The organism is Glaciibacter sp. 2TAF33, assembly GCF_052114945.1.
GTDB lineage: Bacteria > Actinomycetota > Actinomycetes > Actinomycetales > Microbacteriaceae > Cryobacterium.
Window position 1 is genome coordinate 173,827 of sequence record NZ_JBFRFS010000001.1, and the last position, 25,904, is coordinate 199,730.

General features: G+C 68.3%; 24 protein-coding genes. 20 read left to right on the forward strand and 4 right to left on the reverse strand.

Translation table 11 applies throughout. The features are described from left to right. The first annotated feature begins 165 nt into the window (after positions 1-165). The 14 genes from AB4Y94_RS00895 to ispG all read left to right on the forward strand — a co-directional run bounded on the left by AB4Y94_RS00895 (position 166) and on the right by ispG (position 14,354). The gene (locus AB4Y94_RS00895) at positions 166-1,377 is read left to right on the forward strand and encodes a substrate-binding domain-containing protein (protein ID WP_441723835.1); all 1,212 of its coding nucleotides are present in this window, start codon (positions 166-168) and stop codon (positions 1,375-1,377) included. Between the two features lie 9 nt (positions 1,378-1,386). Then, the gene (locus AB4Y94_RS00900; RefSeq protein WP_441723837.1) at positions 1,387-2,142 is read left to right on the forward strand and encodes an ABC transporter ATP-binding protein; all 756 of its coding nucleotides are present in this window, start codon (positions 1,387-1,389) and stop codon (positions 2,140-2,142) included. After that, positions 2,139-2,861: an ABC transporter ATP-binding protein gene (locus tag AB4Y94_RS00905; RefSeq protein ID WP_441723839.1), complete on the forward strand. Its 723-nt coding sequence runs from the start codon at positions 2,139-2,141 to the stop codon at positions 2,859-2,861. The genes AB4Y94_RS00900 and AB4Y94_RS00905 overlap by 4 nt, the downstream gene beginning before the upstream one ends. Beyond that, positions 2,858-3,733 carry a branched-chain amino acid ABC transporter permease gene (locus AB4Y94_RS00910; RefSeq protein WP_441723840.1) on the forward strand — a complete coding sequence of 292 codons (876 nt, stop codon included), beginning with the start codon at positions 2,858-2,860 and terminating at the stop codon, positions 3,731-3,733. Before AB4Y94_RS00905 ends, AB4Y94_RS00910 begins: the two co-directional genes overlap by 4 nt. Continuing rightward, positions 3,730-4,839 carry a branched-chain amino acid ABC transporter permease gene (locus AB4Y94_RS00915; RefSeq protein ID WP_441723841.1) on the forward strand — a complete coding sequence of 370 codons (1,110 nt, stop codon included), beginning with the start codon at positions 3,730-3,732 and terminating at the stop codon, positions 4,837-4,839. The genes AB4Y94_RS00910 and AB4Y94_RS00915 overlap by 4 nt, the downstream gene beginning before the upstream one ends. Further along, positions 4,836-6,512 carry a class I adenylate-forming enzyme family protein gene (locus AB4Y94_RS00920; protein WP_441723842.1) on the forward strand — a complete coding sequence of 559 codons (1,677 nt, stop codon included), beginning with the start codon at positions 4,836-4,838 and terminating at the stop codon, positions 6,510-6,512. The genes AB4Y94_RS00915 and AB4Y94_RS00920 overlap by 4 nt, the downstream gene beginning before the upstream one ends. Next, positions 6,509-7,192 carry a TetR/AcrR family transcriptional regulator gene (locus tag AB4Y94_RS00925; RefSeq protein ID WP_441723844.1) on the forward strand — a complete coding sequence of 228 codons (684 nt, stop codon included), beginning with the start codon at positions 6,509-6,511 and terminating at the stop codon, positions 7,190-7,192. Before AB4Y94_RS00920 ends, AB4Y94_RS00925 begins: the two co-directional genes overlap by 4 nt. After that, on the forward strand, positions 7,185-7,931 hold the full coding sequence (locus AB4Y94_RS00930; protein WP_441723845.1) for a 3-hydroxybutyrate dehydrogenase: 747 nt from the start codon (positions 7,185-7,187) through the stop codon (positions 7,929-7,931). Before AB4Y94_RS00925 ends, AB4Y94_RS00930 begins: the two co-directional genes overlap by 8 nt. After that, positions 7,928-8,863: an alpha/beta fold hydrolase gene (locus AB4Y94_RS00935; RefSeq protein WP_441723847.1), complete on the forward strand. Its 936-nt coding sequence runs from the start codon at positions 7,928-7,930 to the stop codon at positions 8,861-8,863. Before AB4Y94_RS00930 ends, AB4Y94_RS00935 begins: the two co-directional genes overlap by 4 nt. After that, a complete protein-coding gene (locus AB4Y94_RS00940; RefSeq protein WP_441723849.1) occupies positions 8,860-9,660 on the forward strand; it encodes a CoA transferase subunit A in 801 nt (266 codons plus the stop codon). The genes AB4Y94_RS00935 and AB4Y94_RS00940 overlap by 4 nt, the downstream gene beginning before the upstream one ends. A gap of 2 nt (positions 9,661-9,662) precedes the next feature. Continuing rightward, complete coding sequence (locus AB4Y94_RS00945) at positions 9,663-10,331, forward strand: CoA transferase subunit B (protein ID WP_441723851.1); 669 nt, start codon at positions 9,663-9,665, stop codon at positions 10,329-10,331. After that, positions 10,328-11,389, forward strand: a complete 1,062-nt coding sequence (locus tag AB4Y94_RS00950; RefSeq protein WP_441723853.1) for an alpha/beta fold hydrolase — start codon at positions 10,328-10,330, stop codon at positions 11,387-11,389. Before AB4Y94_RS00945 ends, AB4Y94_RS00950 begins: the two co-directional genes overlap by 4 nt. Positions 11,390-11,446: 57 nt before the next feature. Continuing rightward, positions 11,447-12,847, forward strand: coding sequence for an MFS transporter (locus AB4Y94_RS00955; protein WP_441723855.1), 1,401 nt, complete (start codon positions 11,447-11,449; stop codon positions 12,845-12,847). 346 nt (positions 12,848-13,193) lie between these two features. Continuing rightward, positions 13,194-14,354 carry a flavodoxin-dependent (E)-4-hydroxy-3-methylbut-2-enyl-diphosphate synthase gene (gene ispG / locus AB4Y94_RS00960; protein WP_441723857.1) on the forward strand — a complete coding sequence of 387 codons (1,161 nt, stop codon included), beginning with the start codon at positions 13,194-13,196 and terminating at the stop codon, positions 14,352-14,354. A gap of 255 nt (positions 14,355-14,609) precedes the next feature. Here the strand turns inward: ispG and AB4Y94_RS00965 are convergent, their stop codons facing one another. After that, positions 14,610-15,017 carry a GlcG/HbpS family heme-binding protein gene (locus tag AB4Y94_RS00965; RefSeq protein WP_441723859.1) on the reverse strand — a complete coding sequence of 136 codons (408 nt, stop codon included), beginning with the start codon at positions 15,015-15,017 and terminating at the stop codon, positions 14,610-14,612. Between the two features lie 293 nt (positions 15,018-15,310). Between AB4Y94_RS00965 and AB4Y94_RS00970 the strand changes: the two genes are divergently transcribed. Both AB4Y94_RS00970 and AB4Y94_RS00975 read left to right on the forward strand, forming a co-directional pair. Then, positions 15,311-16,702, forward strand: coding sequence for a M28 family peptidase (locus tag AB4Y94_RS00970; RefSeq protein ID WP_441723860.1), 1,392 nt, complete (start codon positions 15,311-15,313; stop codon positions 16,700-16,702). Between the two features lie 125 nt (positions 16,703-16,827). Then, complete coding sequence (locus AB4Y94_RS00975) at positions 16,828-18,591, forward strand: proline--tRNA ligase (protein ID WP_441723862.1); 1,764 nt, start codon at positions 16,828-16,830, stop codon at positions 18,589-18,591. Between the two features lie 12 nt (positions 18,592-18,603). Here the strand turns inward: AB4Y94_RS00975 and AB4Y94_RS00980 are convergent, their stop codons facing one another. Then, positions 18,604-19,425 carry a DUF1206 domain-containing protein gene (locus AB4Y94_RS00980; RefSeq protein WP_441723863.1) on the reverse strand — a complete coding sequence of 274 codons (822 nt, stop codon included), beginning with the start codon at positions 19,423-19,425 and terminating at the stop codon, positions 18,604-18,606. Between the two features lie 116 nt (positions 19,426-19,541). On the opposite strand from AB4Y94_RS00980, the gene nusA reads away from it, so the two are divergent. From nusA to rbfA, 4 genes are all read left to right on the forward strand, one after another. Then, entirely contained in the window at positions 19,542-20,552 is a 1,011-nt protein-coding gene (nusA, locus tag AB4Y94_RS00985; protein WP_441723865.1) for a transcription termination factor NusA, read from the forward strand. Positions 20,553-20,560: 8 nt separating this feature from the next. Continuing rightward, positions 20,561-20,818 carry a YlxR family protein gene (locus AB4Y94_RS00990; RefSeq protein ID WP_441723867.1) on the forward strand — a complete coding sequence of 86 codons (258 nt, stop codon included), beginning with the start codon at positions 20,561-20,563 and terminating at the stop codon, positions 20,816-20,818. A gap of 76 nt (positions 20,819-20,894) precedes the next feature. Next, entirely contained in the window at positions 20,895-23,726 is a 2,832-nt protein-coding gene (gene infB / locus AB4Y94_RS00995) for a translation initiation factor IF-2 (protein WP_441723868.1), read from the forward strand. A gap of 139 nt (positions 23,727-23,865) precedes the next feature. Next, positions 23,866-24,372, forward strand: a complete 507-nt coding sequence (rbfA, locus tag AB4Y94_RS01000; protein ID WP_441723870.1) for a 30S ribosome-binding factor RbfA — start codon at positions 23,866-23,868, stop codon at positions 24,370-24,372. 135 nt (positions 24,373-24,507) lie between these two features. Here the strand turns inward: rbfA and AB4Y94_RS01005 are convergent, their stop codons facing one another. Together AB4Y94_RS01005 and AB4Y94_RS01010 are read right to left on the reverse strand one after the other, a co-directional pair. Beyond that, positions 24,508-25,071 carry a hypothetical protein gene (locus AB4Y94_RS01005; RefSeq protein ID WP_441723871.1) on the reverse strand — a complete coding sequence of 188 codons (564 nt, stop codon included), beginning with the start codon at positions 25,069-25,071 and terminating at the stop codon, positions 24,508-24,510. 37 nt (positions 25,072-25,108) lie between these two features. Further along, entirely contained in the window at positions 25,109-25,897 is a 789-nt protein-coding gene (locus AB4Y94_RS01010) for a GNAT family N-acetyltransferase (RefSeq protein ID WP_441723873.1), read from the reverse strand. Positions 25,898-25,904: the final 7 nt, after the last annotated feature.

A 25,904-nucleotide genomic window follows, 5' to 3' on the forward strand; every position in this document is an offset into this window, starting at 1 on the left:
TACGAACCTACCGGTGGGTCTGCTGCTTGACAGCAGCCTCACTTCTATCATAGGTTTCTGACACCTGAACCATGCGTCAGGTTTCCATCTGCACCTCATCGCCCTACCCAGTGGACTCCCACAATCGTGAACTCCCACAACCGACCAGCACGAGAGGCACTCTCAATGCGAGTAACAAAGAAGTTCCTTGCGCCGGCGCTCATCGCCGCCGCCGCCATCGCCCTGTCAGGGTGCGCGCCCACCTCCGCCGGCCCCGCCGCTTCCGGCTCCGACTCGCCGGCCAAGGCCGCGGTGAACGTCGGAATGATCACCTCGGCCACCGGGCCGCTTGCCGCGTACGGGGCCGCGTACACCAACGGATTCAAGGCCGGCCTGGACTACGCCACCGACGGCACCGGCACCGTCGACGGCCGTGAGATCAACCTCACCTGGGCAGACGACCAGGGCAACCCCGACACCGCCGTGGCCAAGGCCAAGGACCTCATCGGCCAGGGATACCAGATCCTCGCCGGCACCGTGGTCTCCGGCATCGCCACCTCGCTCGCCGAGCAGGCGGCCCAGAACAAGGTGCTCTATATTTCCGGCCCGGCCGCAGCGGATGCCGTCACCGGCGTCAACCAGTACACCTTCCGCTCCGGGCGCCAGACCTACCAGGACGTCGCCACCGCCGGTACGTTCATCGGCGACCCGAGCGGCAAGAAGATCGTCGTGTTCGCGCAGGACACCGCATTCGGGCAGGGCAACCTGGCCGGCGTCAAGGCCGTGCTCGGAGGCAAGGGCGCCACCGTCGACGGCGTGCTCGTGGCCGAGGACGCCACCGAGTTCACCCCGTTCGCCCAGCAACTGATCGACGCCAAGCCCGACCTGATCTTCGTCGCGTGGGCCGGCGCCACCTCCGGCGCGATGTGGGAGGCGCTGCAGCAGCAGGGCGTCTTCGACTCCACGCCGGTGGTCACCGGACTCGGGGACCTCTCCACGTATGGGGCCTACGGCCCGGCCAGCGACAAGATCAGCTTCCTTTCGCACTACTTCCAGGCCGCCACTGACAACAAGGCCAGCAAGGCGATGGTCGGCTACCTCGAGAAGCACGACGCCAAGGCCGACCTGTTCTCGCCGGACGGCTTCGTGGCCGCCCAGATGCTGGTGCGTGCGATCGGTGAAGGCGGCGGCGACAACGTCGACGACATGATCGCCTCCCTCGAGGGCTGGACATTCGACTCGGTCAAGGGTGAGATCACCGTGCGCGCCGAGGACCACGCCATGATCCAGCCGATGTTCCAGGCCAAGCTCAGCCAGGGCGCTGACGGCACCTGGAAGGCCGACCTGGTCAAGGCCGTCGACGCCGACACAGTCGCGCCGCCCGTCGCGAAGAAGTAGCAGCATCCGATGACAGGCCAACCCGTGCTCAGTATCGAGCAGGTCGGACTCCAGATCGGCGGCGCCCGCATTCTCCGGGATGTGTCGTTGTCGGTCGCGGAGGGCGAAATGCTCGGCGTGATCGGACCGAACGGGGCGGGGAAGACCACCCTGTTCAACGTCATCTCCGGCGTGACCCGGGCGACGGAAGGCGTTGTACGCCTCGCCGGCGTCGACATCACCCGGCAGCCGGTCCACGCCAGGGCACGGGTCGGCCTCGGCCGCAGCTTCCAGACCTCGAGCCTGTTCGGGGGCCTCACCGCCGCAGAGAACGTGCGGCTGGCCGCGCAGGCGAAGGCCGGCGGGGCGACGTCCCCGTTCCGCTTCCCGACGCCGACGGATGCCGCGTCGCGCGTGGCCAGGGACCGGCTGGCCGAGGTCGGCCTGGCCGATCATGCCGAGAGCCTCGCCGGCGGACTCTCACACGGCGACAAACGCAAACTCGAAATCGCGATGCTGTTGGCGATGCAGCCCCGGGTCATCCTCCTCGACGAGCCGATGGCCGGGGTCGGTTCCGGCGACGTTCCCGGGCTGATGGAGGTGATCCGCCAGCTGCACCGCGGCGGCCGCACGGTGCTCATGGTGGAACACCACATGGAGGTCGTGCTCGGACTGGTCGACCGCGTCGCCGTGCTCCACCACGGCGAACTGCTGGCCTGCGACACCCCGGAAGAAGTCATGGCAAACGCCACCGTCCAGTCCGCCTACCTGGGGAACCCCGTATGAGCGAGAACATCCTCACCGTTCGCAACCTGTGTGGCCGCATCACGGGCCAGCAGGTCGTCGAAGACGTCTCCTTCGACGTTCCCGCCGTCGGCGTCACCGCGCTACTCGGCCGGAACGGCGTCGGCAAGACCAGCACCATCCGTTCGATCCTCGGCCTCATTGATCGCAGCGGCGAGGTGGACCTCGGCGGAACCCGCATCGAGCGGATGCCCACCCACAAGATCGTGCAGCTCGGTATCGGTTACGTCCCGGAGGACCGCGACGTGTTCGCCGGCCTCACCGTGGCCGAGAACCTGCGGCTCGCCGAACGCGGCGGGGCACCGAACCGCCGGCTGGTCGACGACCTCTTCCCCGACCTGGTGCAACGCCAGGCGCAACGGGCAGGCACGCTGTCCGGTGGCCAGCAGCAGATGGTGTCCCTGGCCAGGGCGCTGTTGAACACCAACCGGCTGCTCGTGGTCGACGAGCCCACCAAGGGGCTCGCCCCCCGGATCGTCGGCGAGGTCGCCGACGCACTCGCCGTCGCCGCGAAGACCGTGCCGATCCTGCTGGTGGAGCAGAACCTGCAGGTGATCCGCGCCCTCGCCGACCGGGTCGTGGTGCTCTCCGGGGGCCGCGTCGTCTTCACCGGCACCGCCTCCGAACTCCTCGACGACGAGGAACGAATCCAGCGCTACCTCGGCGTGCATGCCAGCACCGGACCGGAGGTGCCGGCATGAGCACGCTCGTGTTGCTCCTGGCCACCGGCCTCGGCCTCGGCGCCCTGTACTTTCTGGTCGCCAGCGGCCTCTCGCTCATCTACGGGTTGATGGGTGTGCTGAACTTCGCCCACGGCTCTTTCCTCACCCTCGGCGCGTTCCTCGGCTGGGAAGTCGCCCGACGTGTCGGCGACGGCTCCTGGCTGGCCCTCGTCGCGGCGATGATCACCGGCACCCTGGTCGGTGCCCTGATCGCGGCGGCGACCGAGTTCTTCCTCATCCGCAGGCTCTACAACCGGCACATCGAACAGGTGCTGGTCACCGTCGGGCTCGCCCTGGCCACCGTCGCCCTGTTCGAGGGCATCTGGGGCACAGACCCCACCTATGTGGCCCGTCCGGAATGGCTCAGGCAGACCACTGAACTGCTCGGCGCCCGCATCCCGAACAACCGGTTCCTGCTCATCATCTGCGCCGGCCTGGTGCTGCTGGCGATCGTCCTGTTCCTCAAGTACACCCGGTTCGGCCTCGTCATCCGGGCGGGTGTGGAGAACCGCGCCATGGTCACCGCGCTCGGCATCGACGTACGGAAGGCATTCACCCTGGTCTTCGCGATCGGCGGCGCCGCCGCCGGGCTGGGCGGGGTGCTCGCCTCGGTCTATTACGGCTACGTTTCGGCGCACATCGGCGGATCGCTGCTGATCTTCGCCTTCATCGTCACCGTGATCGGAGGCCTGGGGTCGCTGAGCGGGGCGGCGATCGCCTCAGTGCTCGTCGCCGTGCTGCAGCAGGTCGCCAACTTCTACTTCGACGGCACCGGCGACCTCGCGGTCGTGCTCGCGCTCGCCGCGGTGCTCCTGATCCGGCCGCGCGGACTCCTGGGGAGCACAGCATGACCACGTCACGTTCCGCATCGACCCGACCGGCTCGTGGCCGGTTCGTCCCGGTGATCATCGGCGCCGCGTTCGTGGTGCTGGCGGCCATGCTGCCGCTTCTGAACATCGACATCCCCGGGATCTTCCCCGGTCCGTCGTACACGCCAGGCACCCTGCAGTTGCTCGCCTTCGCCATGGTGATCGCGGCGCTGGCACTCAGCTACCACCTCCTGTTCGGCCTGGCCGGCATGCTCTCCTTCGGGCACGCACTGTTCTTCGCCGCCGGCGCGTACGGGCTGGGCATCCTGTTGCGGACCGCGGACTGGCTACCGGCGGGGGAGAGTTTCGTGGTGGCGATCCTGTTCACGCTGGTGCTGGTGGGAGTGCTGGCGGTGTTCGTCGGTTCGCTGAGCCTCCGCGTCACCGGCATCTCCTTCGCCATGGTCACCCTCGCGTTCGCGCAGGCCGGATCGGTGCTGGTGCGCCGCAACCCCGGCAAGCTGACCGGGGGAGACGAGGGCCTCACCCTCGACGTTTCACAGGTTCCCGACATCTTCGTCGGCGTGCTCAACACCAAGAACCTGTACTGGCTGGCGCTGGCCGTGCTGGTCGTGGTCTACCTGGTTGTGCTGTGGGTGGAGAAGTCCCGCGCGGGGCACGTCGTGGCCGCGGCCCGGGAGAACGAACTGCGGGTGCGGGTCATCGGCATCCGCCCATACGGCGTGAAGCTGCTGATCTTCGTGATCGCCGGATGCCTCGCGGCGCTGGCCGGGATGACCTACCTGCTCGTGCAGAGCGGCGTCTCACCCCGGGTCGCGACCGGTGACTTCACCCTCACGCTGCTCGTGATCGTGGTGCTCGGTGGGGTCGGCTACCGCTGGGGGGCGGTGCTCGGTGCGATCGTGTACACGTTCCTGGACCAGCGGTTGACGGCACTGGCGGGCTCCGACCTGATCGCCGGGCTGCCGGACGTGCTGCGCATTCCACTCTCCCAACCACTGTTCATCCTCGGCACACTGTTCATACTGGTGGTGATGTTCCTGCCCGGCGGCATCGCCGGCGTTGCGCGCACCGGTCGCACGAAGACGCGGGCGCCGCGGGCTGAACCGAAGGAGGCGGCACGGTGACCGGACTGAACGACGGCCTGCACACCCTCGGCCGCTGGACCCGGGACCGGGCGACGGCGACGCCCGACCGGGTCGCCGTCGACGACCGTGGAGTGGTACTGACCTATTCCGACCTCGACGCCAGGGCGAGTGCGCTGGCCGCAGGGTTCCGTGCCGCCGGCTACAGTGTCGGCGACCGCGTCGCGACCATCACCGGCAACAGTTCCGACCAGGTGGTGCTGTTCTTCGCCTGCGCCCAGGCCGGACTGGTGCTGGTTCCGCTGTCGTGGCGGCTGTCTCCGCGAGAACTGGCCGAGCAAATCGACCTCGCCGACCCGGCGGTGCTGCTGGTGGAAGACGAGTTCCTCACCCTCACCCGCGCCGCGATCGCGCGGCTGGCCGGCACCCACGGTGCGCGGCTCCCGTCCACCCTGCTCGGCACCCACGGTGCGCGGCTCCCGTCCACCCTGCTCGGCACCCGCGGGGTCGAATCGGCGGTGCCGGAGCCCCGCCGGCCCTCCGGTGAACCGGTGCTGCAGCGCGCGGTTCGTGACGACGACGTGCTGCTGATCGTCTTCACCTCCGGAACCCAGGGGCACCCGAAGGGGGTCCAGCTCACCCACTCCAACTGCTTCTGGACCAACCTGTCGCTGTCCCGGATCGCCGAGATCACCAGCAAAGACGTGGTGCTCGCTTTCATGCCGCAGTACCACGTCGGCGGCTGGAACATCCAGCCGCTGCTGGCCTGGTGGACCGGCGCGACGGTGGTCCTCGAGCGCACCTTCGACCCGGGCCGGGCCCTGGCCCTGATCAACAACCGCAGCATCACCACCACGATGGGCGTGCCGGCGAACTACCTGTTCCTCGCGCAGCATCCGGCGTTCGCCGCCGCCGACCTCTCCAGCCTGAAGCACGCCATTGTCGGCGGTGCCCCCATGCCTGAGCCGCTGCTGCGCACCTGGCACGCGCGCGGGGTCGCGCTCACCCAGGGCTACGGCCTCACCGAGGCGTCACCCAATGTGCTCTGCCTCCCTGACGAAGACGCCCGCAGCATGGTCGGGCATGCGGGGAAGCCGTACCCGCACGTCGAGGTCGCCGTCGCAGACCCGGTGACCGGTGAGCACCGGCCGGGCGCCGCCACCGGCGAACTCCTGGTGCGCGGCCCCGGCGTGTTCCCCGGCTACTTCCGGGCGCCGGACGACACCGCGCTGGCGCTCCGGGACGGTTGGCTGCACACCGGTGACCTGGTGCGACGTGATGAGCACGGATACTTCGCCGTGATCGACCGGCTCACCGACATCTACATCTCCGGCGGCGAGAGCGTGGCGCCGGCCGAGGTCGAAGGAGTCCTGTTCGCCCATCCCGCCGTCGCCGACGCCGCCGTGACCGGCGTGCCGGATGACCGCTGGGGCGAGGTGGGAGTCGCCTTCGTCGTGGTGCAGGCCGGACGGGCCACCGACGAGGAAGACATCCTCGCCCACTGCCGCTCCCAGCTGGCCGGTTTCAAGGTTCCCCGGCACATCCGTTTCGTGCCCGAGCTGCCGCGCTCGCGCGGAGGCAAGGTCCTGCGCGGCGAACTCCGCGCCGGCTGGCCGACACCGGACGGCTCCGCGCATCCGCTCGACCCCGTCAACACCGACGCACTCACCACCACACAGCACCACACCGCCCCGAACCGAGGAACCAACCGATGACAGCCGCCATGCCGCGCACCGCCCGCGGGGTCGAAACCCGGCGCAGACTCCTCGAAGCCGCCGAGGTGGTCTTCGCCCGGAACGGGTACGCCGACGCCTCCATCTCCCGCATCACGGATGCCGCGGGAGTCGGCCAGGGCACCTTCTACCTGTACTTCGACACCAAGCTCGACATTTTCAACGAACTGGTCGAAGACCTGAACCGCCGGGTACGGCAGGCGATGAGCGCGGCCTCCGCGTCGACCACCGACCGGATCGAATCCGAGCGCGCCGGGTTCCGCGCCTTCTTCAAATTCACCGCGGAACACCCGGCGCTGTACCGGGTGGTGCGGGAGGCCGAGTTCGTCTCGCCCGGGGCGCTCCGGCTGCACTACACCCGCATCGTCGAGGGCTATATCGCCGGCCTCACCGCGGCGGGCGAGGCCGGCGAGATCAGCGACATCGACCCGACCGTGGCCGCCTGGGCACTGATGGGGATCGGCGAGATGATCGGCATGCGCTGGGTGCTGTGGGGCGACTCAGCGACGGATGCCGGTGCGGACTCCGATCCGCTGGCCAGCGGCACCAGCGAGGTCCCGGAGCATGTCTTCGACGAGATGATGCGCTTCATCGAGGGAGCGCTCCGCGCCCCCGCACCAGGGAATGGCACGAACCAGGGAAAGGACAGCCGTCATGAGTGAGCTCACCGGACGCACCGCCGTCATCACCGGGGGAGCCAGCGGCATTGGCGCAGCCTGCGCCCGCCGGTTCGCCGCTGCCGGAGCCAGGGTGACCATCGCCGATCTCAACGGCGACGGGGCGCAGGCGCTCGCCGACGAACTCGGCGGCGCCGCCTGGCCGGTCGACCTCTCCGACACGAAGGCGCTGGCGTCGCTCAGCCTGGACTGCGACATCCTGCTCAACAACGCCGGCCTGCAGCACGTCAGCCCGATCGAGGAGTTCGACCCCGACCGCTTCGCGTTGATGCTCCGGGTGATGCTCGAGGCGCCGTTCCTGCTGATCCGGGCGGCGTTGCCGGCCATGTACCGGCGTGGCTTCGGCAGGATCATCAACCTCTCCAGCGTGCACGGACTGCGTGCCTCCCCGTACAAGGTGGCCTACGTCTCGGCCAAGCACGGCCTCGAGGGCCTGTCCAAGGTCACCGCCCTCGAGGGCGGGCCGCACGGGGTCACCAGCAATTGCATCAACCCCACCTACGTGCGCACCCCGCTGGTGGAGGCCCAGCTTCCCGCCCAGGCGAAACTGCACGGGATCGCCGAAGAAGACGTCGTGAGCCAGGTCATGCTCACCGAAAGCGTGGTGAAACGGCTGGTGGAGCCCGACGAGGTCGCGAGCCTGGCGCTGTGGCTGGCCGGCCCCGACGCCGGCATGGTCACCGGGACCAGCCACACCATGGACGGCGGCTGGACAGCCCGATGAGCATTCACCAGCCCAGCTACCTGCCGTTCGACGCCGATGTCGAGGGCGGCACGATCCACGGCGGAATCTGGAACGCGAGCACCACCCTGACGCCGACGGTGCTCGCCATCCACGGCATCACCGCATCACACCTGAGCTGGCCGTACCTGGCCGCCCAGGTCGACGGCGCGTCCGTGGTCGCACCCGACCTCCGCGGTCGCGGGCGCAGCAACAGCCTCCCCGGTCCGTACGGATTGCCCCGGCAGGCTGACGACCTGGCCGCGCTGCTGGATCGTCTCGGTGTCGACCGCGTCGTGACGGTCGGCCACTCGATGGGGGCCTTCGTCGCGGTGTGGCTCGCCCACCGCCACCCGGACCGGGTCAGCTCGCTGGTGCTCGTCGACGGCGGCCTGCCGATTCCCCGGCGCGACGACGTCGACCCGGCGCTCATCCTCGGCCCGGCCGCCGAGCGGCTCAGCCAGACGTTCCCCAGCCGCGCCGCCTACCGCGAGTTCTGGCGGATGCACCCGGCCTTCGCGGGTGCGTGGACGCCGGAACTGGAAGCGTACGTCGACTACGACCTCGACGGTGATGAGCCGGTGCTGCGCCCCTCGACCCGGGTGGAGGCGATGGCGGAGAACGTGATGCAGCTGAACGGCTCCGGTGGTTACACCGAGGCCCTCACCGGGCTCACCCTGCCGATCGACTTCCTGCGCGCGCCGCGGGGGCTGCAGAACGGGCCCACCGGTTTGTACGCCGCGGCCGAGGTCGCCGGCTGGGCCGAACGGATGCCCACGCTCACCACCCACGAGGTGGGCGACGTCAACCACTACACGATCGTGATGTCAGACCAGGGCGTGGGCGCCGTCGCATCCGTTGTCCGCGCGCAGCTGCGCGCGGCATCCGTTGCCGGTGTCGGGGCCAACGCACCCGCAGGAAAGGTAGGCCCATGACGCTCGACAAAGTTGTCGCATCCGCTGCCGAGGCCGTCGCCGACGTGCCACAGGGCGCATCGATCGCCGTCGGAGGATTCGGACTGTGCGGCAATCCGATGGCCCTGATCCGGGCGCTGCTCGAGCGCCGGGTGGGCGACCTGTCCATCGTCAGCAACAACTGCGGTGTGGACGACTGGGGGCTCGGCCTCCTGCTCGGCGCCGGCCTGATCCGCAAGATGACCTCGTCGTACGTGGGCGAGAACAAGGAATTCGCCCGCCGCTACCTGAGCGGCGAGCTGGAACTCGAACTCACGCCGCAGGGCACCCTCGCCGAGAAGCTCAGGGCCGGCGGGAGCGGGATCGCCGCGTTCTACACCCAGACCGGGGTCGGCACCCAGGTCGCAGAGGGCGGGCTGCCGCAGCGCTACGCGCCGGACGGCAGCATCGCACTGGCATCCCGGCCGAAGCCGGTGCAGAGCTTCGAGGTGCGCGGCGAGCGGCGCGACTTCGTGCTCGAGGAGGCGATCAACACCGACTTCGGGATCGTGCACGCCATGGTCGGCGACCGGCACGGCAACCTGGTGTTCAACAAGTCGGCACGAAACTTCTCCCCGCTGGCGGCGATGGCCGGCCGGGTCTGCATCGCCCAGGTCGAACGCCTGGTCGAACCCAGCGAGCTCGACCCCGACCAGGTGCACCTGCCCGGCGTCTACGTCGACCGGGTGGTCGTGGTGGGAGAAGACATCGAGAAACGCATCGAGAAACGCACCGTGCGCGAGGCGGCATCCGTCGAGCCAGAGGGGAAGGGGGAGTAGTCATGGCGCTGACCCGGAACGACATGGCCGCCAGGGCGGCGCAGGAACTGCGCGACGGTTCCTACGTGAACCTCGGCATCGGGCTGCCCACCCTGGTGCCGAACTACGTGCCGGACGGCGTCACGGTGGTGCTGCAGAGCGAGAACGGCATCCTCGGCGTCGGACCCTATCCCACCGAGGACGCGGTCGACCCCGACCTGATCAACGCGGGCAAGGAGACGGTCACGCTGCTGCCCGGCTCCGCGTTCTTCGATTCCGCGCTGAGCTTCGGGATGATCCGCGGCGGCAAGATCGACGCCGCGATCCTCGGTGCCATGCAGGTCTCCGCCACCGGCGACCTGGCCAACTGGATGATCCCCGGGAAGATGGTCAAGGGCCCCGGCGGCGCCATGGACCTCGTGCACGGTGCCGAACGCGTCATCGTGCTGATGGAGCACGTCGCCAGGGACGGAACCCCGAAGATCCTCCGCGAGTGCACCCTGCCGCTCACCGGCCGGGGCGTCGTCGACCGGATCATCACCGACCTGGCCGTGGTCGACGTCACGGCCGACGGCCTCGTCCTGGTCGAACTGGCCCCCTGGGTCAGCGTGGAGGCCGTCGTCGACGCAACGGATGCCCCGCTCACCATCCCAGACCACCTGCTCACCCGGCGCACAGAGGATGCATCATGACCCAGACGATCTTCGACGGCATCGTCCAGCGCACCGTCCAGACCCCGCGGCTTGCCGCCGGTGTGCTGGAACGGACCGGGGACGCCGCCGACTCAGCCGTGGTGGTGTTCATCCATGGGAACGTGTCGTCATCGTTGTTCTGGCAGCCGCTGATGCTGGCCCTGCCCGCCGACGTGCGCGCGCTGGCGGTCGACCTGCGCGGCTTCGGCGCCAGCGAGGCACTGCCGGTGGACGCAACCAGGGGGCTCGGCGACTACGCAGACGACGTCGCATCCGTTCTGGCTGAACTCGGCATCGACCGGGCGCACCTGGTCGCCTGGTCGATGGGCGGGGGAGTGGCGATGCAGCTGATGCTGGACCGGCCGGGACTGGCGCGCACCGTCACCCTCCAGGCGCCGGTGTCGCCCTTCGGTTTCGGCGGCACCGTCGGGGTGGACGGACGCCGGCTCACCGGCGACGACGCTGGAACCGGCGCCGGCGGCGTCAACCCCGACTTCGTCGCCCGGCTGTCGGCCGGCGACCGGACCGGCGACGCGCCGACATCGCCCCGCACCGTGTACCAGACCACCTATGTCAAGCCGCCATTCACCTCAGCCCACGACGACGTCTGGGTGGAGTCGATGCTGACGACCGTCGTCGGCGACGGGAACTATCCCGGCGTGGCCGTCGCCTCGGCGAACTGGCCGGGCTTCGCGCCCGGGACGCGCGGCGTGCTGAACACGATGGCGCCGCAATACTTCAACACCACCGGCATCGTCGACCTGGCCGAGAAGCCGCCGATCCTGTGGATCCACGGCGCGGACGACGCCATCGTCGGCGACGCCTCCCTGTTCGACATCAACTACCTCGGCCAGCTCGGCGCGATCCCGGGATGGCCGGGCGCGGAGGTCGCCCCACCGCAGCCGATGATCAGCCAGACCCGAGCGGTCTTCGATGCCTACCGGGCGGCCGGCGGAACGGTGACGGAACTCGAACTTGCCGACTGCGGCCACTCGCCGCACCTCGAGCACCCCGACCGGTTCCTCGCGGCGCTCACCGAGCAGCTGGCGCGGCGCTGACGCCCCGCCCATACGGAACCATCCGCACCACCCCACACCGATACGAAGGAGTGTCATATGAGTACGGAAACGCGTTCGAACCACGCGGAATCCGGTGACGTGAGGTCATCCGGCCTGAAGAAAGTCGTCGCCGCCTCGATGGCCGGAACGGTGGTGGAATGGTACGAATTCTTCCTGTACGCCTCGGCGGCCACGCTGGTCTTCGGGCAGCTGTTCTTCCCGAATGCGGGCAGCAGCCTGGACGGAATCATCGCCGCGTTCGTCACCTACGCCGTCGGTTTCGTGGCCCGCCCGATCGGCGGAATCGTCTTCGGTCACTTCGGCGACAAGCTGGGCCGGAAGAAGCTGCTCCAGCTGAGCATCATCCTGGTCGGTGCTGCCACCTTCCTCATGGGCTGCCTGCCCGGGTTCGACCAGATCGGCTACTGGGCTCCTGCCCTGCTGGTCTTCCTGCGCTTCGCGCAGGGCTTCGCGGTCGGCGGGGAGTGGGGCGGTGCCGTCCTGCTGGTCGCCGAGCACTCGCCGTCGTCATCCCGCGGGTTCTGGTCGAGCTGGCCGCAGGCGGCTGTGCCGGCCGGCAACCTGATCGCCACCGCCGTGCTGTTCATCCTGTCCGCCACCCTGTCATCCGGGGACTTCCTCGGCTGGGGCTGGCGGATCGCGTTCTGGCTCTCCGCCGTCATCGTGGTGATCGGCTACTACATCCGCACCAAGGTCAACGACGCCCCGATCTTCCTCGAGGCCCAGAAAGAGGTCGCAGAGGGCAACAAGGGGTACGGCGTGATCGAGGTCTTCCGCCGTTACCCGCGCGGGGTGTTCACGGCCATGGGCCTGCGGTTCGCGGAGAACATCCTCTACTACCTCGTCGTCACCTTCTCGATCACCTATCTCAAGATCGTCGTCGAGATCGACACGTCGCGCATCCTCGGCCTGCTCCTGCTGGCCCATGTGCTGCATTTCATCGTGATCCCGCTCGTCGGCCGGCTCTCCGACCGGCTGGGCCGTCGCCCGGTCTATCTCGCCGGCGCCCTGCTGGGGGCAACCTGGGGCTTCTTCGCCTTCCCGATGATGCACACCGGCGACGACCTGGTGATCCTGGCCGCGATCATGATCGGGCTGCTCTTCCACGCCCTCATGTACGCCGGGCAGCCGGCGATCATGTCGGAGATGTTCCCGACGCGGATGCGCTACTCGGGCGTCTCGCTCGGCTACCAGGTCACGTCGATCGTTGCCGGCTCGCTGGCGCCGATCATTGCGGCCAGCCTGCTCGGCTCGTTCGGGTCCGCGGTTCCCGTGGCGGTCTACCTGATGATCGCCTGCCTGATCACCGCAGCCGTGGTGCTCACGCTCAAGGAGACGCGCGGGATCTCGTTGCATGACGTTGACGCGGCGGACGCGCGGGGCACGGCGGACCTGCTGCAGAAGAAGGCGGACGAGCAGGTCGCGGCCGGGCGCTGACTGAGCCGACGGGTGTCGGCGTGCCCGGTGATGCGGCTCGCCTGGTGATGCGGCTGACCTGGTGCAGGAGGCCACCGGGGATGCGCAGACATCGCCGTGGAGGCGGCGGCCTCGGCGGCGGTGATCGCGACCTGCCTCGCCCGGGTGACCCGGGGCGCCGCCACGCCGCCCGACGAGATCACCGCGGGGCTCGACGCCCTGGTCGCGGGAATCGTGGTGCGCCGGTCGTTCCAGGCCCGAGGCCGGGTGCGCTCGGTGCTCGGTGCTCGGTGCTGGTTGCTCTGTGCTCGGTGCTCGTGCGGCCGGCGCCCAGCATCCGCTCGCGGGTGGCGCGTAAGCTAACGACGTGCCTGCAATCAACCTGGGGATGCCCAAAGTACCTGAAGTACTCGCTCCCCGACGGAAGACCCGTCAGATCAAAGTCGGCAAGGTCCTGGTCGGCGGGGGCGCGCAGATCAGCGTCCAGTCGATGACGACGACGCCGACCCCGAACATCAACGCGACCCTGCAGCAGATTGCCGAGCTCACCGCGTCCGGCTGCGACATCGTGCGTGTCGCGGTACCGAGCCGCGACGACGCCGAGGCGTTGCCGATCATCGCGAAGAAGAGCCAGATCCCGGTTATCGCCGACATCCACTTCCAGCCGAACTACGTGTACGCCGCCATCGACGCCGGCTGCGCGGGTGTGCGGGTGAACCCGGGCAACATCCGTAAGTTCGACGACCAGGTCGGCAAGATCGCGGCCGCGGCCAAGGCCGCCGACGTGTCGATCCGCATCGGGGTCAACGCCGGTTCGCTTGAGCCGTCGATCCTGCAGAAGTATGGGAAGGCCACACCGGAGGCGCTCGTGGAGAGCGCCGTCTGGGAAGCCAGCCTGTTCGAGGAGCACGACTTCCACGACTTCAAGATCTCGGTCAAGCACAACGACCCGATCATCATGGTCAAGGCGTACCGGCTGCTCGCCGAACGCGGCGACTGGCCCCTGCACCTCGGGGTGACCGAGGCCGGACCATCCTTCCAGGGCACGATCAAGAGCGCCACGGCATTCGGCATCCTGCTCTCGGAGGGCATCGGCGACACCATCCGGGTCTCCCTGTCCGCGCCGCCGGTCGAGGAGATCAAGGTGGGGCTGCAGATCCTGCAGTCGCTGAACCTCCGCGAGCGAAAGCTTGAGATCGTCTCCTGCCCGAGTTGTGGCCGCGCCCAGGTCGACGTCTACAAGCTCGCCAACGATGTGACGGATGGCCTGGAGGGCATGACGGTCCCGCTCAGAGTGGCCGTCATGGGGTGCGTCGTCAACGGACCGGGCGAGGCCCGCGAGGCTGACCTCGGCGTGGCATCCGGGAACGGGAAGGGACAGATCTTCGTCAAGGGCGAGGTCATCAAGACCGTGCCGGAGTCGGAGATCGTCGCGACCCTGATCGAGGAAGCCAACCGCATCGCCGCCGAGATGCCCCCGACTGACACCAGTGCGGGCCAGCCCGTGGTGACGGTCGGCGCCAACTAGCCGGGCCGTCGCGGCGGTCCCGTCGACCTCGCCCGGCACCCGAAAGGCCGTCGGGCACCCGAAATCCCGCGCGCCCGGCGCGTTTTCGCGCGCCGGGCCGGCCGCGGGCGCCCCCCTCCCGGTGGCCGGGCACGTCGGGACGCGACCGCCGCGGCATCCGCTGCACAGCTCTACCCTCCCCCGAGTTGCCCACTTCCGCTGCCGCAGACACGTGCGGGCCGCAGAAGCGGGCAACTCGCCGGCGGGTGGCGACGATTAGAGCGCGGCTGCCGCCGCTTCGGCGATCTCCTGGTCCTGCGCCCCTGACCCCCCGCTGACCCCGACCGCTCCCACGACCGTGTCGCCGTCACGCAACGGTATGCCGCCGGCGAAAATCATGACCCGGCCATTGTTTGACGCGTGGATGCCGAAGAATTGCTGACCGGGCGCGGCGTTGTCGCCCAGGTCCTGGGTGCTGATGTCGAACGCGCGCGAGGTGAAGGCCTTGTTGATCGAGATGTCGATGCTGCCGATCCAGGCGCCGTCCATGCGAACGTGGGCGACGAGGTTGCCTCCGGCATCGACGACCGCGATGTTGCTCGGCTGGCCGAGTTCCACCGCTTTCACCTCTCCGGCCCCGATGACACGGCGGGCATCGGCGAGTGACACTGTGTGGACATTCATGAATAGAGCTCCTTTTCAAGGTGCGGTGGGCACTCCGCCAGCCTAGTTCTAGATAACGATCCGGTAACGGCGCTATCCCGCGCCCCGAAACCTGAGGCACCCTCAGCACAGTTATGTGCCCCGTTCGGGGGCCCGATCGGAGGAAGAATCGTGCGAGGTAGAGCGGTACTGCTAACGGGGCTGGTCATTGCGGCCACCATAGTTCCGGTATCGGCGGCCACAGCCGTCGACAACGTCAACACGACGAAACTGCGCAATGCGGTGACCGTAGCGGCATCCTGCAGCACGAACGTGTGCTGCAACGAATCGCAAACAAGTACGGAGGCACACGGGCGTCCGGCACACCGGGCTTCGCCGCGTCGGCCGCATACGTCAAGGAGCGGATGACCAGGGCGGGGTTCACAGTCACCGAGCAGAAATTCGAGTTCCCGTTCTTCCAGGAGGTCACACCTGCGACGCTGAGCCAGGTGTCACCGACACCGACCGACTACGAGACTGCGACGTTGGAGTACTCGGGAGGCGGCGCTGTCACCGGCACCCTCGTTCCCACCACGAACATCGTGATCCCCGCCACTCCTGAACCCAGTTCAGCGTCCGGATGCGCGGTCACTGACTACGTGCCCGCGTCGGCAACCGAACCGCAGGTGGCACTGATCCAACGCGGTACCTGTGTCTTCGCGGACAAGGTCGCCGCCGCGGTCGCGGCCGGGTACGACGCGGCAGTCATCTTCAATGAGGGCGACCCCGGCCGAACCGAGCTGCTCGCCGGGGTCACCCTGGGAGGCCAGGTGTCCATTCCGGTGGTCGGCCTCAGCTACGAGGACGGGGTCGCCCTCTACACCGCCACGCAGGCCGGACCGGTCAGCGTCGCCGTCGCCACCGACGTGGTTGCCGAAACCCGCACGACCTCGAACATCATCGCGGACTCCCCGGTGGGTAACCCCGCCAAGGTCGTTGTGGTGGGCGCTCACCTGGACTCCGTCCTGGCCGGGCCCGGCATCAATGACAACGGCAGTGGCACCGGCGTGCTGCTCGAAACCGCCATCCAGGGGGCGAAGCTGAAAGTCAAGCCGCAGCAGATGGTGCGCTTCGCGTTCTGGGGTGCCGAGGAGTCCGGCCTGCTCGGATCGACCCACTATGTCGACAGCCTCAGTGACGACCAGCTGTCGACCATTTACGCGAACCTCAACTTCGACATGCTCGGATCGCCCAATTACGTGCGGTTCGTCTACGACGGAGACGGCTCGGCCGATCCAGACGGCCTCGCGGGCCCTCCCGGGTCCGCGCAGATCGAGGCGGTGTTCAACGACTACTTCGCTGGGAAGGGTCTTGCCACCGCGCCGACCGCGTTCGATGGTCGCTCCGATTACGGGCCCTTCATCGCCGCAGGCATCCCCGCCGGCGGGCTCTTCAGTGGAGCCGAAGAACTCAAGACGGCCGAGGAAGCCGCCGTGTACGGCGGAACCGCTGGCGCTCCGTATGACGCCTGCTACCACCAGGCCTGCGACACCGCGAACAACCTCAGCACCAAGGCCCTGAACGAACTGGGCGATGCGGCGGCACACGCCGTCATGACCCTCGCCCTCTCCAAGTCCGGGTTCTTCGAAGACGGCAGCCGGAGGGCCGCCTCCCCGCAGTTGTCTGTCGACGACTTCACCTACCGGGGGAGCAACCTGCTCCGCTGAATGAATCGGGAAGGGCCGGCTGCAGCCGCAGTCGGCCCTTCCCTTGGCCGTGGCTCGGCCCCCAGCCCGTGCCGGCCGACCACGGCGCAGAGCGGCCGCACCCGCGCGCGCTCTAAAGTAGACGGGTGCCTACACGCCTTTCGAACTACTTCCTCAGAACCCTCCGCGAAGACCCCGCCGACGCCGAGGTCACCAGCCACCGCCTCCTGGTGCGGGCAGGCTACATCCGTCGCCAGGCGCCCGGCATCTTCGCCTGGCTGCCCATCGGCCTGCGCGTGAAGGGCAAGGTCGAGACCATCGTCCGCGAGGAGATGACGAACGCCGGCGCCCATGAGGTGCACTTCCCGGCGCTCCTGCCGCGCGAGCCCTACGACATCACGGGTCGATGGGACGAGTACGGCGACGGCATTTTCCGGCTGAAGGACCGCAAGGGCTCCGACATGCTCCTCGCCCCCACCCACGAAGAGGTGTTCACGCTCCTGGTGAAGGACCTGTACAACAGCTACAAGGACCTCCCGTTGTCGATCTACCAGATCCAGGACAAGTACCGCGACGAGGCTCGCCCCCGTGCCGGCCTCCTCCGCGGCCGGGAGTTCACGATGAAGGACGCGTACTCCTTCGATTACACCGACGCCGGGCTCGACGAGAGCTACCAGGCCCAGCGCGACGCCTACGAACGCATCTTCACCCGGCTCGGGCTCGAGTACGTGATCGTCAAAGCGGATGCCGGCGCCATGGGTGGATCCAAGAGCGAAGAGTTCCTGCACCCCACCCCCGTCGGGGAGGACACCTTCGTGCGCTCGGCCGGCGGATATGCCGCCAACGTCGAAGCGTTCACCACGCTGGTACCACCGTCCATCGGCTGGGAAGGCGTCGGCGAGGCCGAAGTCCACGACACCCCTGACACCCCCACCATCCAGACCCTGGTCGACAGCGCAAACGCCAACCACCCGCGCCCGGACGGACGCGACTGGGACGCCGCGGACACCCTCAAGAACGTCGTGCTGGCGCTGATGAACCCGGACGGCAGCCGCGAACTCGTGATCATCGGCCTGCCGGGCGACCGCGAGGTCGACCTCAAGCGGGTGGAGGTCGCATTCGCACCCGCCGAGGTCGAGGCCGCGAACGAGACCGACTTCGCCAGGCACCCCGGCCTGGTCAAGGGCTACATCGGACCCTGGTCGGCCGACGGAGCAGTACTCGGCGAGAAGTCGAGCACCGGCATCCGCTACCTGGTCGACCCGCGCGTCGTCGACGGAACCGAATGGATCACCGGCGCCAACCAGCACGGGAAGCACGTGTTCGGCCTCGTCGCCGGTCGTGATTTCCAGGCCGACGGCACCGTCGAGGCCGCAGAGGTGCGGTTCGGCGACCCGGCCCCCGACGGCTCCGGACCGGTCGAGCTGGCCCGCGGCACCGAGATCGGCCACGTCTTCCAACTCGGCCGCAAGTACGCCGAGGCCCTCGGGCTCAAGGTGCTCGACCCGAACGGCAAGCTGGTCACCGTGACCATGGGCTCATACGGTATCGGGGTCACCCGCATCCTCGCGATCATCGCCGAACTGAACAACGACGAGAAGGGCCTGGTCTGGCCGGAGTCGGTCGCGCCGTTCGACGTGCACGTGATCGCCACCGGCCGTGAGCAGGTCGTCTTCGACACGTCCGAGGCCGTGGTCGCCGCCATCGAGGCGACCGGGCGTGAGGTCTTCTACGACGACCGGCCGAAGGTGTCGCCCGGTGTGAAGTTCGGCGACGCCGAGTTGATCGGGGTGCCGAAGATCGTGATCGTCGGCCGGGGCGCCGCCGACGGCATCGTCGAGTTCTGGGACCGCCGCACCGGCGAGCGGGAACAGGTCGCTGTAGCGGACATCACGGCGCGCCTGGGCTGAGCGTCGCGGGGGTCAGAGCTTCACCAGGCGGGCGCGCGCCAGGAAGTACAGTCCGTAGGCGACCAGGCCGACCCCCGCGGCGATGAGGAGGGCGCCGCCGTACGGCAACGCCTCGATGGTCTTGATGGCGCCGTCGAGCCCCGCGGCCTTCTCCGGGTCGACGGTGAAGGCCGCCACCAGGAACAGCGCCCCGACCACGCCGAGCAGCACGCCCTTGGCCGCGTACCCGATCACGCCGAGCCACGTGACAATCAATCCCCACGGTTCGCGCGGCATCCGGATGTCCTGGACGAACCTGCCGGTGACCCCGCGGAATACGAAGGACCCGCCGGTGATGACCACCATCAGGCCGATGATCACCAGCACGATGATGCCGCCCGGGGCTCCGAGGAGCGCGCCGCTGGCCTGTTGGGTGGCGTCCTGGGTGCTGGTGTGCGAGCCGCGGGCGAAGGTGAACGCGGTGGCGGCGATGAAGACGTACGCCGCGCCCTTGCCCAACTCGACAATCCGGTGCCCCCATTTCCGGGTGTCGTCCTTCCGGCGGGTGAGGAGCACCTCCAGCACCTGCCAGAGGGCGAGGGCGAGCATCCCGATGATGATGCTCCAGAGCACGACCGTTCCGCCGGGGGTCTTCGCCAGCTGGTTCAGCGCACCGGACTGGTCGGCCTCGCCGCCGCCTGAGCCGGTCGCAACGCTCACCGCGAGTGCCCCGATGATGATGTGCAGCAGCCCGACCATCGCGACGCCGCCGCGCGCCAGCCACCGCACAACAGGCGCGGTTTCGGCACTCTGCGCGGTTTCTTTCGCCGTGGCCTTCGCCGAATCCCCGTTCACGCGCCCAGCGTATCCCCAGCCCGGGCGGTGCAGGCGCCCCTCGGTTTCGGGTACCGTAGAAGACGAGCCCGCTGCGCAGTTTCGCGGCGGCACAATTTGAATAGAGGAGGCCGGCCATGGACATCGACCTCAGTATGTTGCGGCAGATGGAGCGCGAGAAAGAGATCCCGTTCGAGGAACTCGCGCAGATCATCGAGCAGGCAATTTTGACGGCGTACCTGAAGCACATCCACCCGGGTGAGCACATGAAGCAGGCCGTCACGGAGGAGCCGGGCGCACGCGTGCACCTCGACCGCAAGACCGGCCACGTGTCGATCTTCGTCCCCGAGCACGACGACGAAGGCAACATCATCGGTGAAGCGGTCGACGAACCCAGCGACTTCGGCCGCATTGCGGCGTTCGCGGCCAAGCAGGTCATCAACCAGCGACTGCGTGATTTAGCGGATGACGCGGTGCTGGGTGAATTCCGCAGCCGCGAGGGCGACATCGTGGCCGGGATCATCCAGCAGGGCCCGAATCCCCGCATGATCCATGTTGACCTCGGAAGCGTCGAAGCGATCCTGCCGCCCGAGGAACAGGTTCCCGGGGAGAGCTACGACCACGGGTCGAGGATCAGGGTGTACGTCACGAGCGTGAGCAAGGGCATGAAAGGCCCGCAGATCACGGTCTCCCGCACGCATCCGTCGCTGGTGCGGAAGCTGTTCGCGCTGGAGGTCCCCGAGATCGCCAGCGGCGTCGTCGAAATCGTCTCCCTCGCCCGCGAGGCCGGCCACCGCACCAAGATCGCGGTGCGCGCGACCGAACCGGGGGTCAACGCCAAGGGTGCCTGCATCGGCGAACTCGGCCAGCGAGTGCGCGCGGTGACCGCCGAGCTCAACAACGAGAAGATCGACATCGTCGACTTCTCGCCGGACCTGGCCACCTTCGTCGCCAGCGCGCTCTCACCGGCGAAAGTCACCAGCGCCTACGTGATCGACGAGTCGATCAAGGCCGTTCGCGCACTCGTGCCGGACTACCAGCTTTCCCTCGCCATCGGCAAGGAAGGCCAGAACGCCCGCCTGGCGGCGAAGCTCACCGGCGCGAAAATCGACATCCAGCCCGACAGCATTCTGGAGGACGCGGAATAAGGGGTACCATGGAACCCGTTAGAACGTGCATTGGATGCCGTTCGCGCGCTCCGCGGTCCTCACTTCTGAGGGTTGTAGCCCGGGACTCAGAATTAGTGGTGGATGAAACCGCGACGCTGCCCGGGCGAGGTGCGTGGCTGCATCCGACCACCTCGTGCTTTCACGACGCAGTCAGGCGGCGCGCTTTCGGGCGTGCATTGCGTGTGACCGGCGAACTGGACGCGAAACAACTAGAGAACAGGCTGAATTGGCTAATGGATAACTAATGAGCGGCTCGAAATGAGACCCGTCCGTTACTAACGGTCTGCCCCTTTCCGGGTGCAGGCCCGGAACAGGAGAATTGTGGCTGCGAAACCACGCGTACACGAGATCGCAAGCGAACTCGGTGTCGACAGCAAGGTAGCCCTTGCGAAATTGAAAGAAATGGGCGAGTTCGTCAAGGGACCGTCCAGTAGCGTCGAGCCCCCCGTTGCACGGCGCCTCCGTGCTGCGCTCGAAGCCGACGGGGTGAGTGCTGCAGCCGCAGCTCCCGCCAAGGCCGCCGCGCCTGCCGGCAAGCCCCAGACGTCCGCGAAGCCCGGCGGCGCACGCCCCGGACCCGCGCAGCCGACCCCCCGGCCGGTCGCTGCCGCCGCGCCTCACACCGAGGCAACGGATGCCGCACCGGTCCCGGCCGCGCCGCTCACGGTCGCCGAACGCCAGGCCCAGGCCGCGGCCAAGGCTGCCGAGCACGAGAAGGCCGTCGCCGCCGAGAAGGTCGCCGCCGAGAATGCCTCGCCTGCTGCGGAGGCACCCGCTGCCGCTGATGCGGCGCCGGCCGCGCCGGTGAGCGACGTCGCCAAGCCCGGCGGAAGCATCCCGCGTCCCGGCGCCGCGCGTCCGGGTAACAACCCGTTCGCCAGCAACCAGGGCATGGGCCAGCGCCCCGCCGCACCGCGTCCGGGCAACAACCCGTTCGCCAGCGCACAGGGCATGGGCCAGCGCCCCACCCCGAGCAACATTCCACGTCCCCCCGCACCCCGTCCGGGAGCCCCGCGTCCGGGCGGCCCGGGACAGGGCCAGCGCCCGACCGGCTTCGGCCAGCGTCCGGGTGGTTTCCAGCGCCCCGGCGGCCCCAGCGCCACCCAGGGCGGGGGAGCCCGACCGAGCTTCCGCCCGGGAGCGCCCGCCGGAACCCCCGGCTTCGCACCCGCCCGTCCCGCCGGTGGCGGTGGCGGCCGTGGTCGTGGACCGGGCGGCGGAACCGCCGGTGCCTTCGGCCGCGGTGGCGGAAAGAGCAAGGCCCGCAAGTCGAAGCGTACGAAGAGGCAGGAATTCGAACTGCGCGAAGCCCCGTCGCTGGGTGGCGTGAGCGTACCCCGCGGCGATGGCGGCACCGTTGTGCGCCTGCGTCGTGGAGCCTCGATCACGGACTTCGCCGACAAGATCGACGCGAGCCCCGGCAACCTGGTCACCGTGCTGTTCCACCTCGGTGAGATGGCAACGGCAACCGAGTCGCTCGACGAAGCCACCTTCGGCATCCTGGGCGACGAGCTGGGTTACAAGATCCAGATGGTCTCCCCAGAGGACGAGGACCGCGAACTGCTGCTCGGCTTCGACATCGACATCGATGAGGAACTGGCAGAAGAAACCGACGAAGAGCTCGAGGCTCGCCCGCCGGTCGTCACCGTCATGGGCCACGTCGACCACGGTAAGACTCGCCTGCTCGACGCCATCCGCAACTCCAAGGTTGTCGAGGGCGAAGCCGGCGGCATCACGCAGCACATCGGTGCGTACCAGGTTGTCGCGGAGCACGAGGGCATCGAACGCCCGATCACCTTCATCGACACACCGGGCCACGAGGCGTTCACCGCCATGCGTGCCCGTGGTGCCCAGGTGACCGACATCGCGATCCTCGTGGTCGCAGCGGATGACGGCATCATGCCGCAGACGATTGAGGCGCTCAACCACGCGCAGGCCGCCAACGTGCCGATCGTGGTTGCGGTGAACAAGATCGACAAGCCAGACGCCAACCCGCAGAAGGTGCGCCAGCAGCTCACCGAATTCGGGCTCGTCGCCGAAGAGTACGGCGGAGACGTCATGTTCGTCGACGTGTCAGCACGGAACAACGTCGGCATCCAGGAGCTCCTGGACGCTGTGCTGCTGACCGCCGACGCCGCCCTCGACATGCGTGCCAACCCGAACAAGGATGCCCGCGGTGTGGCCATTGAAGCCCGCCTGGACAAGGGCCGCGGCGCTGTGGCGACCGTGCTCATCCAGTCCGGAACGCTGCGCGTCGGAGACGCCATCGTCGCAGGGACGGCTTACGGCCGGGTCCGGGCGATGGCCGACGAGAACGGCGTTGCCGTGCTCGAGGCGCTTCCATCCCGTCCGGTCCAGGTGCAGGGTCTCTCCAGCGTCCCGCGCGCCGGTGACACCTTCCTCGTCATCGAGGAAGACCGCACCGCCCGCCAGATCGCCGAGAAGCGTGAAGCCGCGGAGCGCAACGCCCTGCTGGCCAAGGCTCGCAAGCGCATCAGCCTCGAGGACTTCACCCGTGCTCTCGAAGAGGGCAAGGTCGAGTCGCTCAACCTCATCATCAAGGGTGACGTTTCGGGTGCCGTCGAGGCCCTCGAAGAGTCACTCCTCAAGATCGAGGTCGACGATTCGGTGCAGTTGCGGATCATCCACCGCGGTGTCGGTGCGGTCACGGAGAGCGACGTCAACCTCGCCACCGTCGACAACGCCATCATCATCGGCTTCAACGTTCGCCCCGACACCAAGGCGCGGGAACGTGCCGCCCGTGAAGGTGTGGACGTGCGCTTCTACTCGGTCATCTACTCGGCACTCGAGGACATTGAGAATTCCCTCACCGGGATGCTCAAGCCCGAGTACGAAGAGGTGCAGAGTGGTGTCGCCGAGATCCGCGAGGTGTTCCGTTCCTCCAAGTTCGGCAACATCGCCGGTGTCATCGTGCGGTCGGGAACGATCACGCGAAACGCCAAGGCGCGCGTCATCCGCGACGGCATCGTGGTGGGGGACAGCCTGGCCATCGAGTCGCTGCGCCGGTTCAAGGACGACGTCACCGAGGTTCGGACGGACTTCGAGGCCGGTATCGGTCTCGGCAAGTTCAACGACATCCAGATCGGTGACGAGATCGAGACGATCGAAATGAAGGAGAAGCCGCGAGGCTGATCTCGTGGTCGCGGGGGATCGGGTGTGCGTGGCGGTGCACCCGGTCCGCCCCTCCAGTTGCACCGGTGATCGAGCTTGTCGAGATCCCATCACACGGGTCTCGACAGGCTCGGCGCCGAATGAATAAGAGGAGCTACTCATGGTTGACCAGGCACGCGCAAGCAAGATGGCGGACCGGATCAAGGTCATCGTCGCCAAGCGACTCGAGCGCGGACTCCGAGACCCGCGCCTCGGCTTCGTGACCATCACGGATGTCAAGGTGACCGGGGACCTGCAGCACGCGTCGATCTTCTACACGGTCTACGGCTCGGACGAGGAACGTGCCGACAGTGCGGCCGCGCTCAAGGCGGCCACCGGCCTGATGCGGAGCGAGGTCGGCAAGAACATCACGGCCCGGCTGACACCGTCGATCGAATTCATCGCCGACGCGATCCCCGAGAACGCCAAGTTGATCGAGGACCTGCTGCTCGAAGCCCACCACCGCGACACCGAGGTCGGGCAGCTCGCCCAGACCGCGCAGTACGCCGGTGACGCCGATCCGTACGTGAAGCCGCGCAGTTTCGAGGACGACGAGGAAGACCTGGCCGCCGAGGACGTCTACGACGACGACGTGCCCGCCGATCCCGCCAACCCCGACGCCCGCTAGCGAGCGCATCCGCTGCCCCGCGAACCTGTCTTGTGCCGCGAGCCTGACTGGTGCCGCGCGAGCTGACTGGTGCCGCGCGAGCCTGACTGGTGCCGCGCGAGCCTGACTGGTGCCGCGAACCTGCACTTGTTGGGTTTATGACGCCGTCATAAACCCAACAAGTGCGTTTTCGCGGGGTTGGGGTAACGGGGCCCAGGCGGGCGCGGGCTCCGAGCAGCGGGAATCCGACCGGACGATCACCTGGCGTGTGCCCTCCTGGCCGGTGGTGATCACGCGGTAGATCAGGAGGCGCTGGCCCACCAGCCTCAGCTCGACGTGGTCGCGGCTGCCCAGGGTGCGCAGCCTGACGTCCCAGCCCTTGTCTTCGTACTGCCTGGTGACCCGGGCGATCCACGCCGCCGACTCGAAGTCGGCTGTCACGTTCATCGTCCGCGACACGGCGACCTGCTGCCCGCCGCCCCCGTCCGGACAGTCCGAGACGGTGCTGTCGTCCACGGAACCCGTCACGACACCGGCGGGGAGAGTCGCACTGATCGAATCGACGTCGACGATCACTTCCGCGGTGACTCCGTCGAGCGTCGTGGGCCGATCCGTCCGGATGTTCAGGCTGATGATGACCACAGCGAGGAGGAGGGCGACCAACGATGTCGACAGCACAATCGTGGGGCTGATCCTCCGACGACTGCTGCCAGCACTCATTCCGGCAGCCTATCGGCGACCCCGCGTGTGCAAACGCTCAGCGGTGCCAGCGATACGGCGTCGTCGTCGACACGGTGACCAGCCCGGACCGTTCGAGGATGGGGCGTGAGTACTCAGTCGAGTCGCTGTTGATCAGTGTCTTGCCCATGCGGAGCGCTGAGTGGGCGCGAGCCGCGGTGAGCGCTCGATAAATTCCACGACTTCGCCACGCCGGGAGGGTCGCGCCACCCCAGATCCCAGCGAATTGAGTGTCGCGCACCGGTTCCAAGCGGCCTGCGCTGACAATCCGCGCATCCGCCTCGGCCACCCACAACTCCATCCCATCAGCGCGGGAGAGCCGACTCAGCAGGGCGTTCGCCATCTCGTCGGACGGCGGGTCACCGAAGACCTCGTCCTGCATCGCGCTCATGGCGCGAACGTCCGCATCCCCGGTCACCCGGCGCAACGTCACGCCCCCGGGCAGTGGAACGTCCACGGCAAGTGCCCGTGCGTCGCCGATCATGATCGACTCCTGCTCGTCCGGCGTGAAGCCGTGCTCCAGCAACGCCTCGTGCAAGCCGGGTGCCCGGTCGTGCCCGCGTGTCTTCCACTCCACCCGGTTGATCCCGGGGTCGGCACGGAAGTGGGCGAGCGTCTGCTGCACGAGCATGCGGATCGCGTCGGCATCCGCTCCGCCGAGGTCGCGATAGGTGACGAAGCCGCGCCCGCCCGCGAAGGTCACCAGGCGCAGCGGGCCGTGCCGGGTGACCGAGAGCGCGCTCGGGGTCTCGGCGTCGGTGCGCAGCTGGTCGTCGTAGGCCGCACGCAGTCCAGTGGTGGTGATCATCGCTTCA

Excerpts from the sequence above, each read along its gene's own strand:
- AB4Y94_RS01005 (WP_441723871.1), bottom strand. The coding sequence starts at position 25,071 with ATGAGTGCTGGCAGCAGTCGTCGGAGGATCAGCCCCACGATTGTGCTG.
- AB4Y94_RS00900 (WP_441723837.1), top strand. The coding sequence starts at position 1,387 with ATGACAGGCCAACCCGTGCTCAGTATCGAGCAGGTCGGACTCCAGATC.
- AB4Y94_RS00990 (WP_441723867.1), top strand. The coding sequence starts at position 20,561 with ATGGAACCCGTTAGAACGTGCATTGGATGCCGTTCGCGCGCTCCGCGG.
- nusA (WP_441723865.1), top strand. The coding sequence starts at position 19,542 with ATGGACATCGACCTCAGTATGTTGCGGCAGATGGAGCGCGAGAAAGAG.
- AB4Y94_RS00925 (WP_441723844.1), top strand. The coding sequence starts at position 6,509 with ATGACAGCCGCCATGCCGCGCACCGCCCGCGGGGTCGAAACCCGGCGC.
- AB4Y94_RS00915 (WP_441723841.1), top strand. The coding sequence starts at position 3,730 with ATGACCACGTCACGTTCCGCATCGACCCGACCGGCTCGTGGCCGGTTC.
- AB4Y94_RS00935 (WP_441723847.1), top strand. The coding sequence starts at position 7,928 with ATGAGCATTCACCAGCCCAGCTACCTGCCGTTCGACGCCGATGTCGAG.
- AB4Y94_RS00910 (WP_441723840.1), top strand. The coding sequence starts at position 2,858 with ATGAGCACGCTCGTGTTGCTCCTGGCCACCGGCCTCGGCCTCGGCGCC.
- AB4Y94_RS00965 (WP_441723859.1), bottom strand. The coding sequence starts at position 15,017 with ATGAATGTCCACACAGTGTCACTCGCCGATGCCCGCCGTGTCATCGGG.
- AB4Y94_RS00950 (WP_441723853.1), top strand. The coding sequence starts at position 10,328 with ATGACCCAGACGATCTTCGACGGCATCGTCCAGCGCACCGTCCAGACC.
- AB4Y94_RS00930 (WP_441723845.1), top strand. The coding sequence starts at position 7,185 with ATGAGTGAGCTCACCGGACGCACCGCCGTCATCACCGGGGGAGCCAGC.
- AB4Y94_RS00945 (WP_441723851.1), top strand. The coding sequence starts at position 9,663 with ATGGCGCTGACCCGGAACGACATGGCCGCCAGGGCGGCGCAGGAACTG.
- AB4Y94_RS00955 (WP_441723855.1), top strand. The coding sequence starts at position 11,447 with ATGAGTACGGAAACGCGTTCGAACCACGCGGAATCCGGTGACGTGAGG.
- rbfA (WP_441723870.1), top strand. The coding sequence starts at position 23,866 with ATGGTTGACCAGGCACGCGCAAGCAAGATGGCGGACCGGATCAAGGTC.
- AB4Y94_RS00905 (WP_441723839.1), top strand. The coding sequence starts at position 2,139 with ATGAGCGAGAACATCCTCACCGTTCGCAACCTGTGTGGCCGCATCACG.
- AB4Y94_RS00895 (WP_441723835.1), top strand. The coding sequence starts at position 166 with ATGCGAGTAACAAAGAAGTTCCTTGCGCCGGCGCTCATCGCCGCCGCC.
- AB4Y94_RS01010 (WP_441723873.1), bottom strand. The coding sequence starts at position 25,897 with ATGATCACCACCACTGGACTGCGTGCGGCCTACGACGACCAGCTGCGC.
- AB4Y94_RS00940 (WP_441723849.1), top strand. The coding sequence starts at position 8,860 with ATGACGCTCGACAAAGTTGTCGCATCCGCTGCCGAGGCCGTCGCCGAC.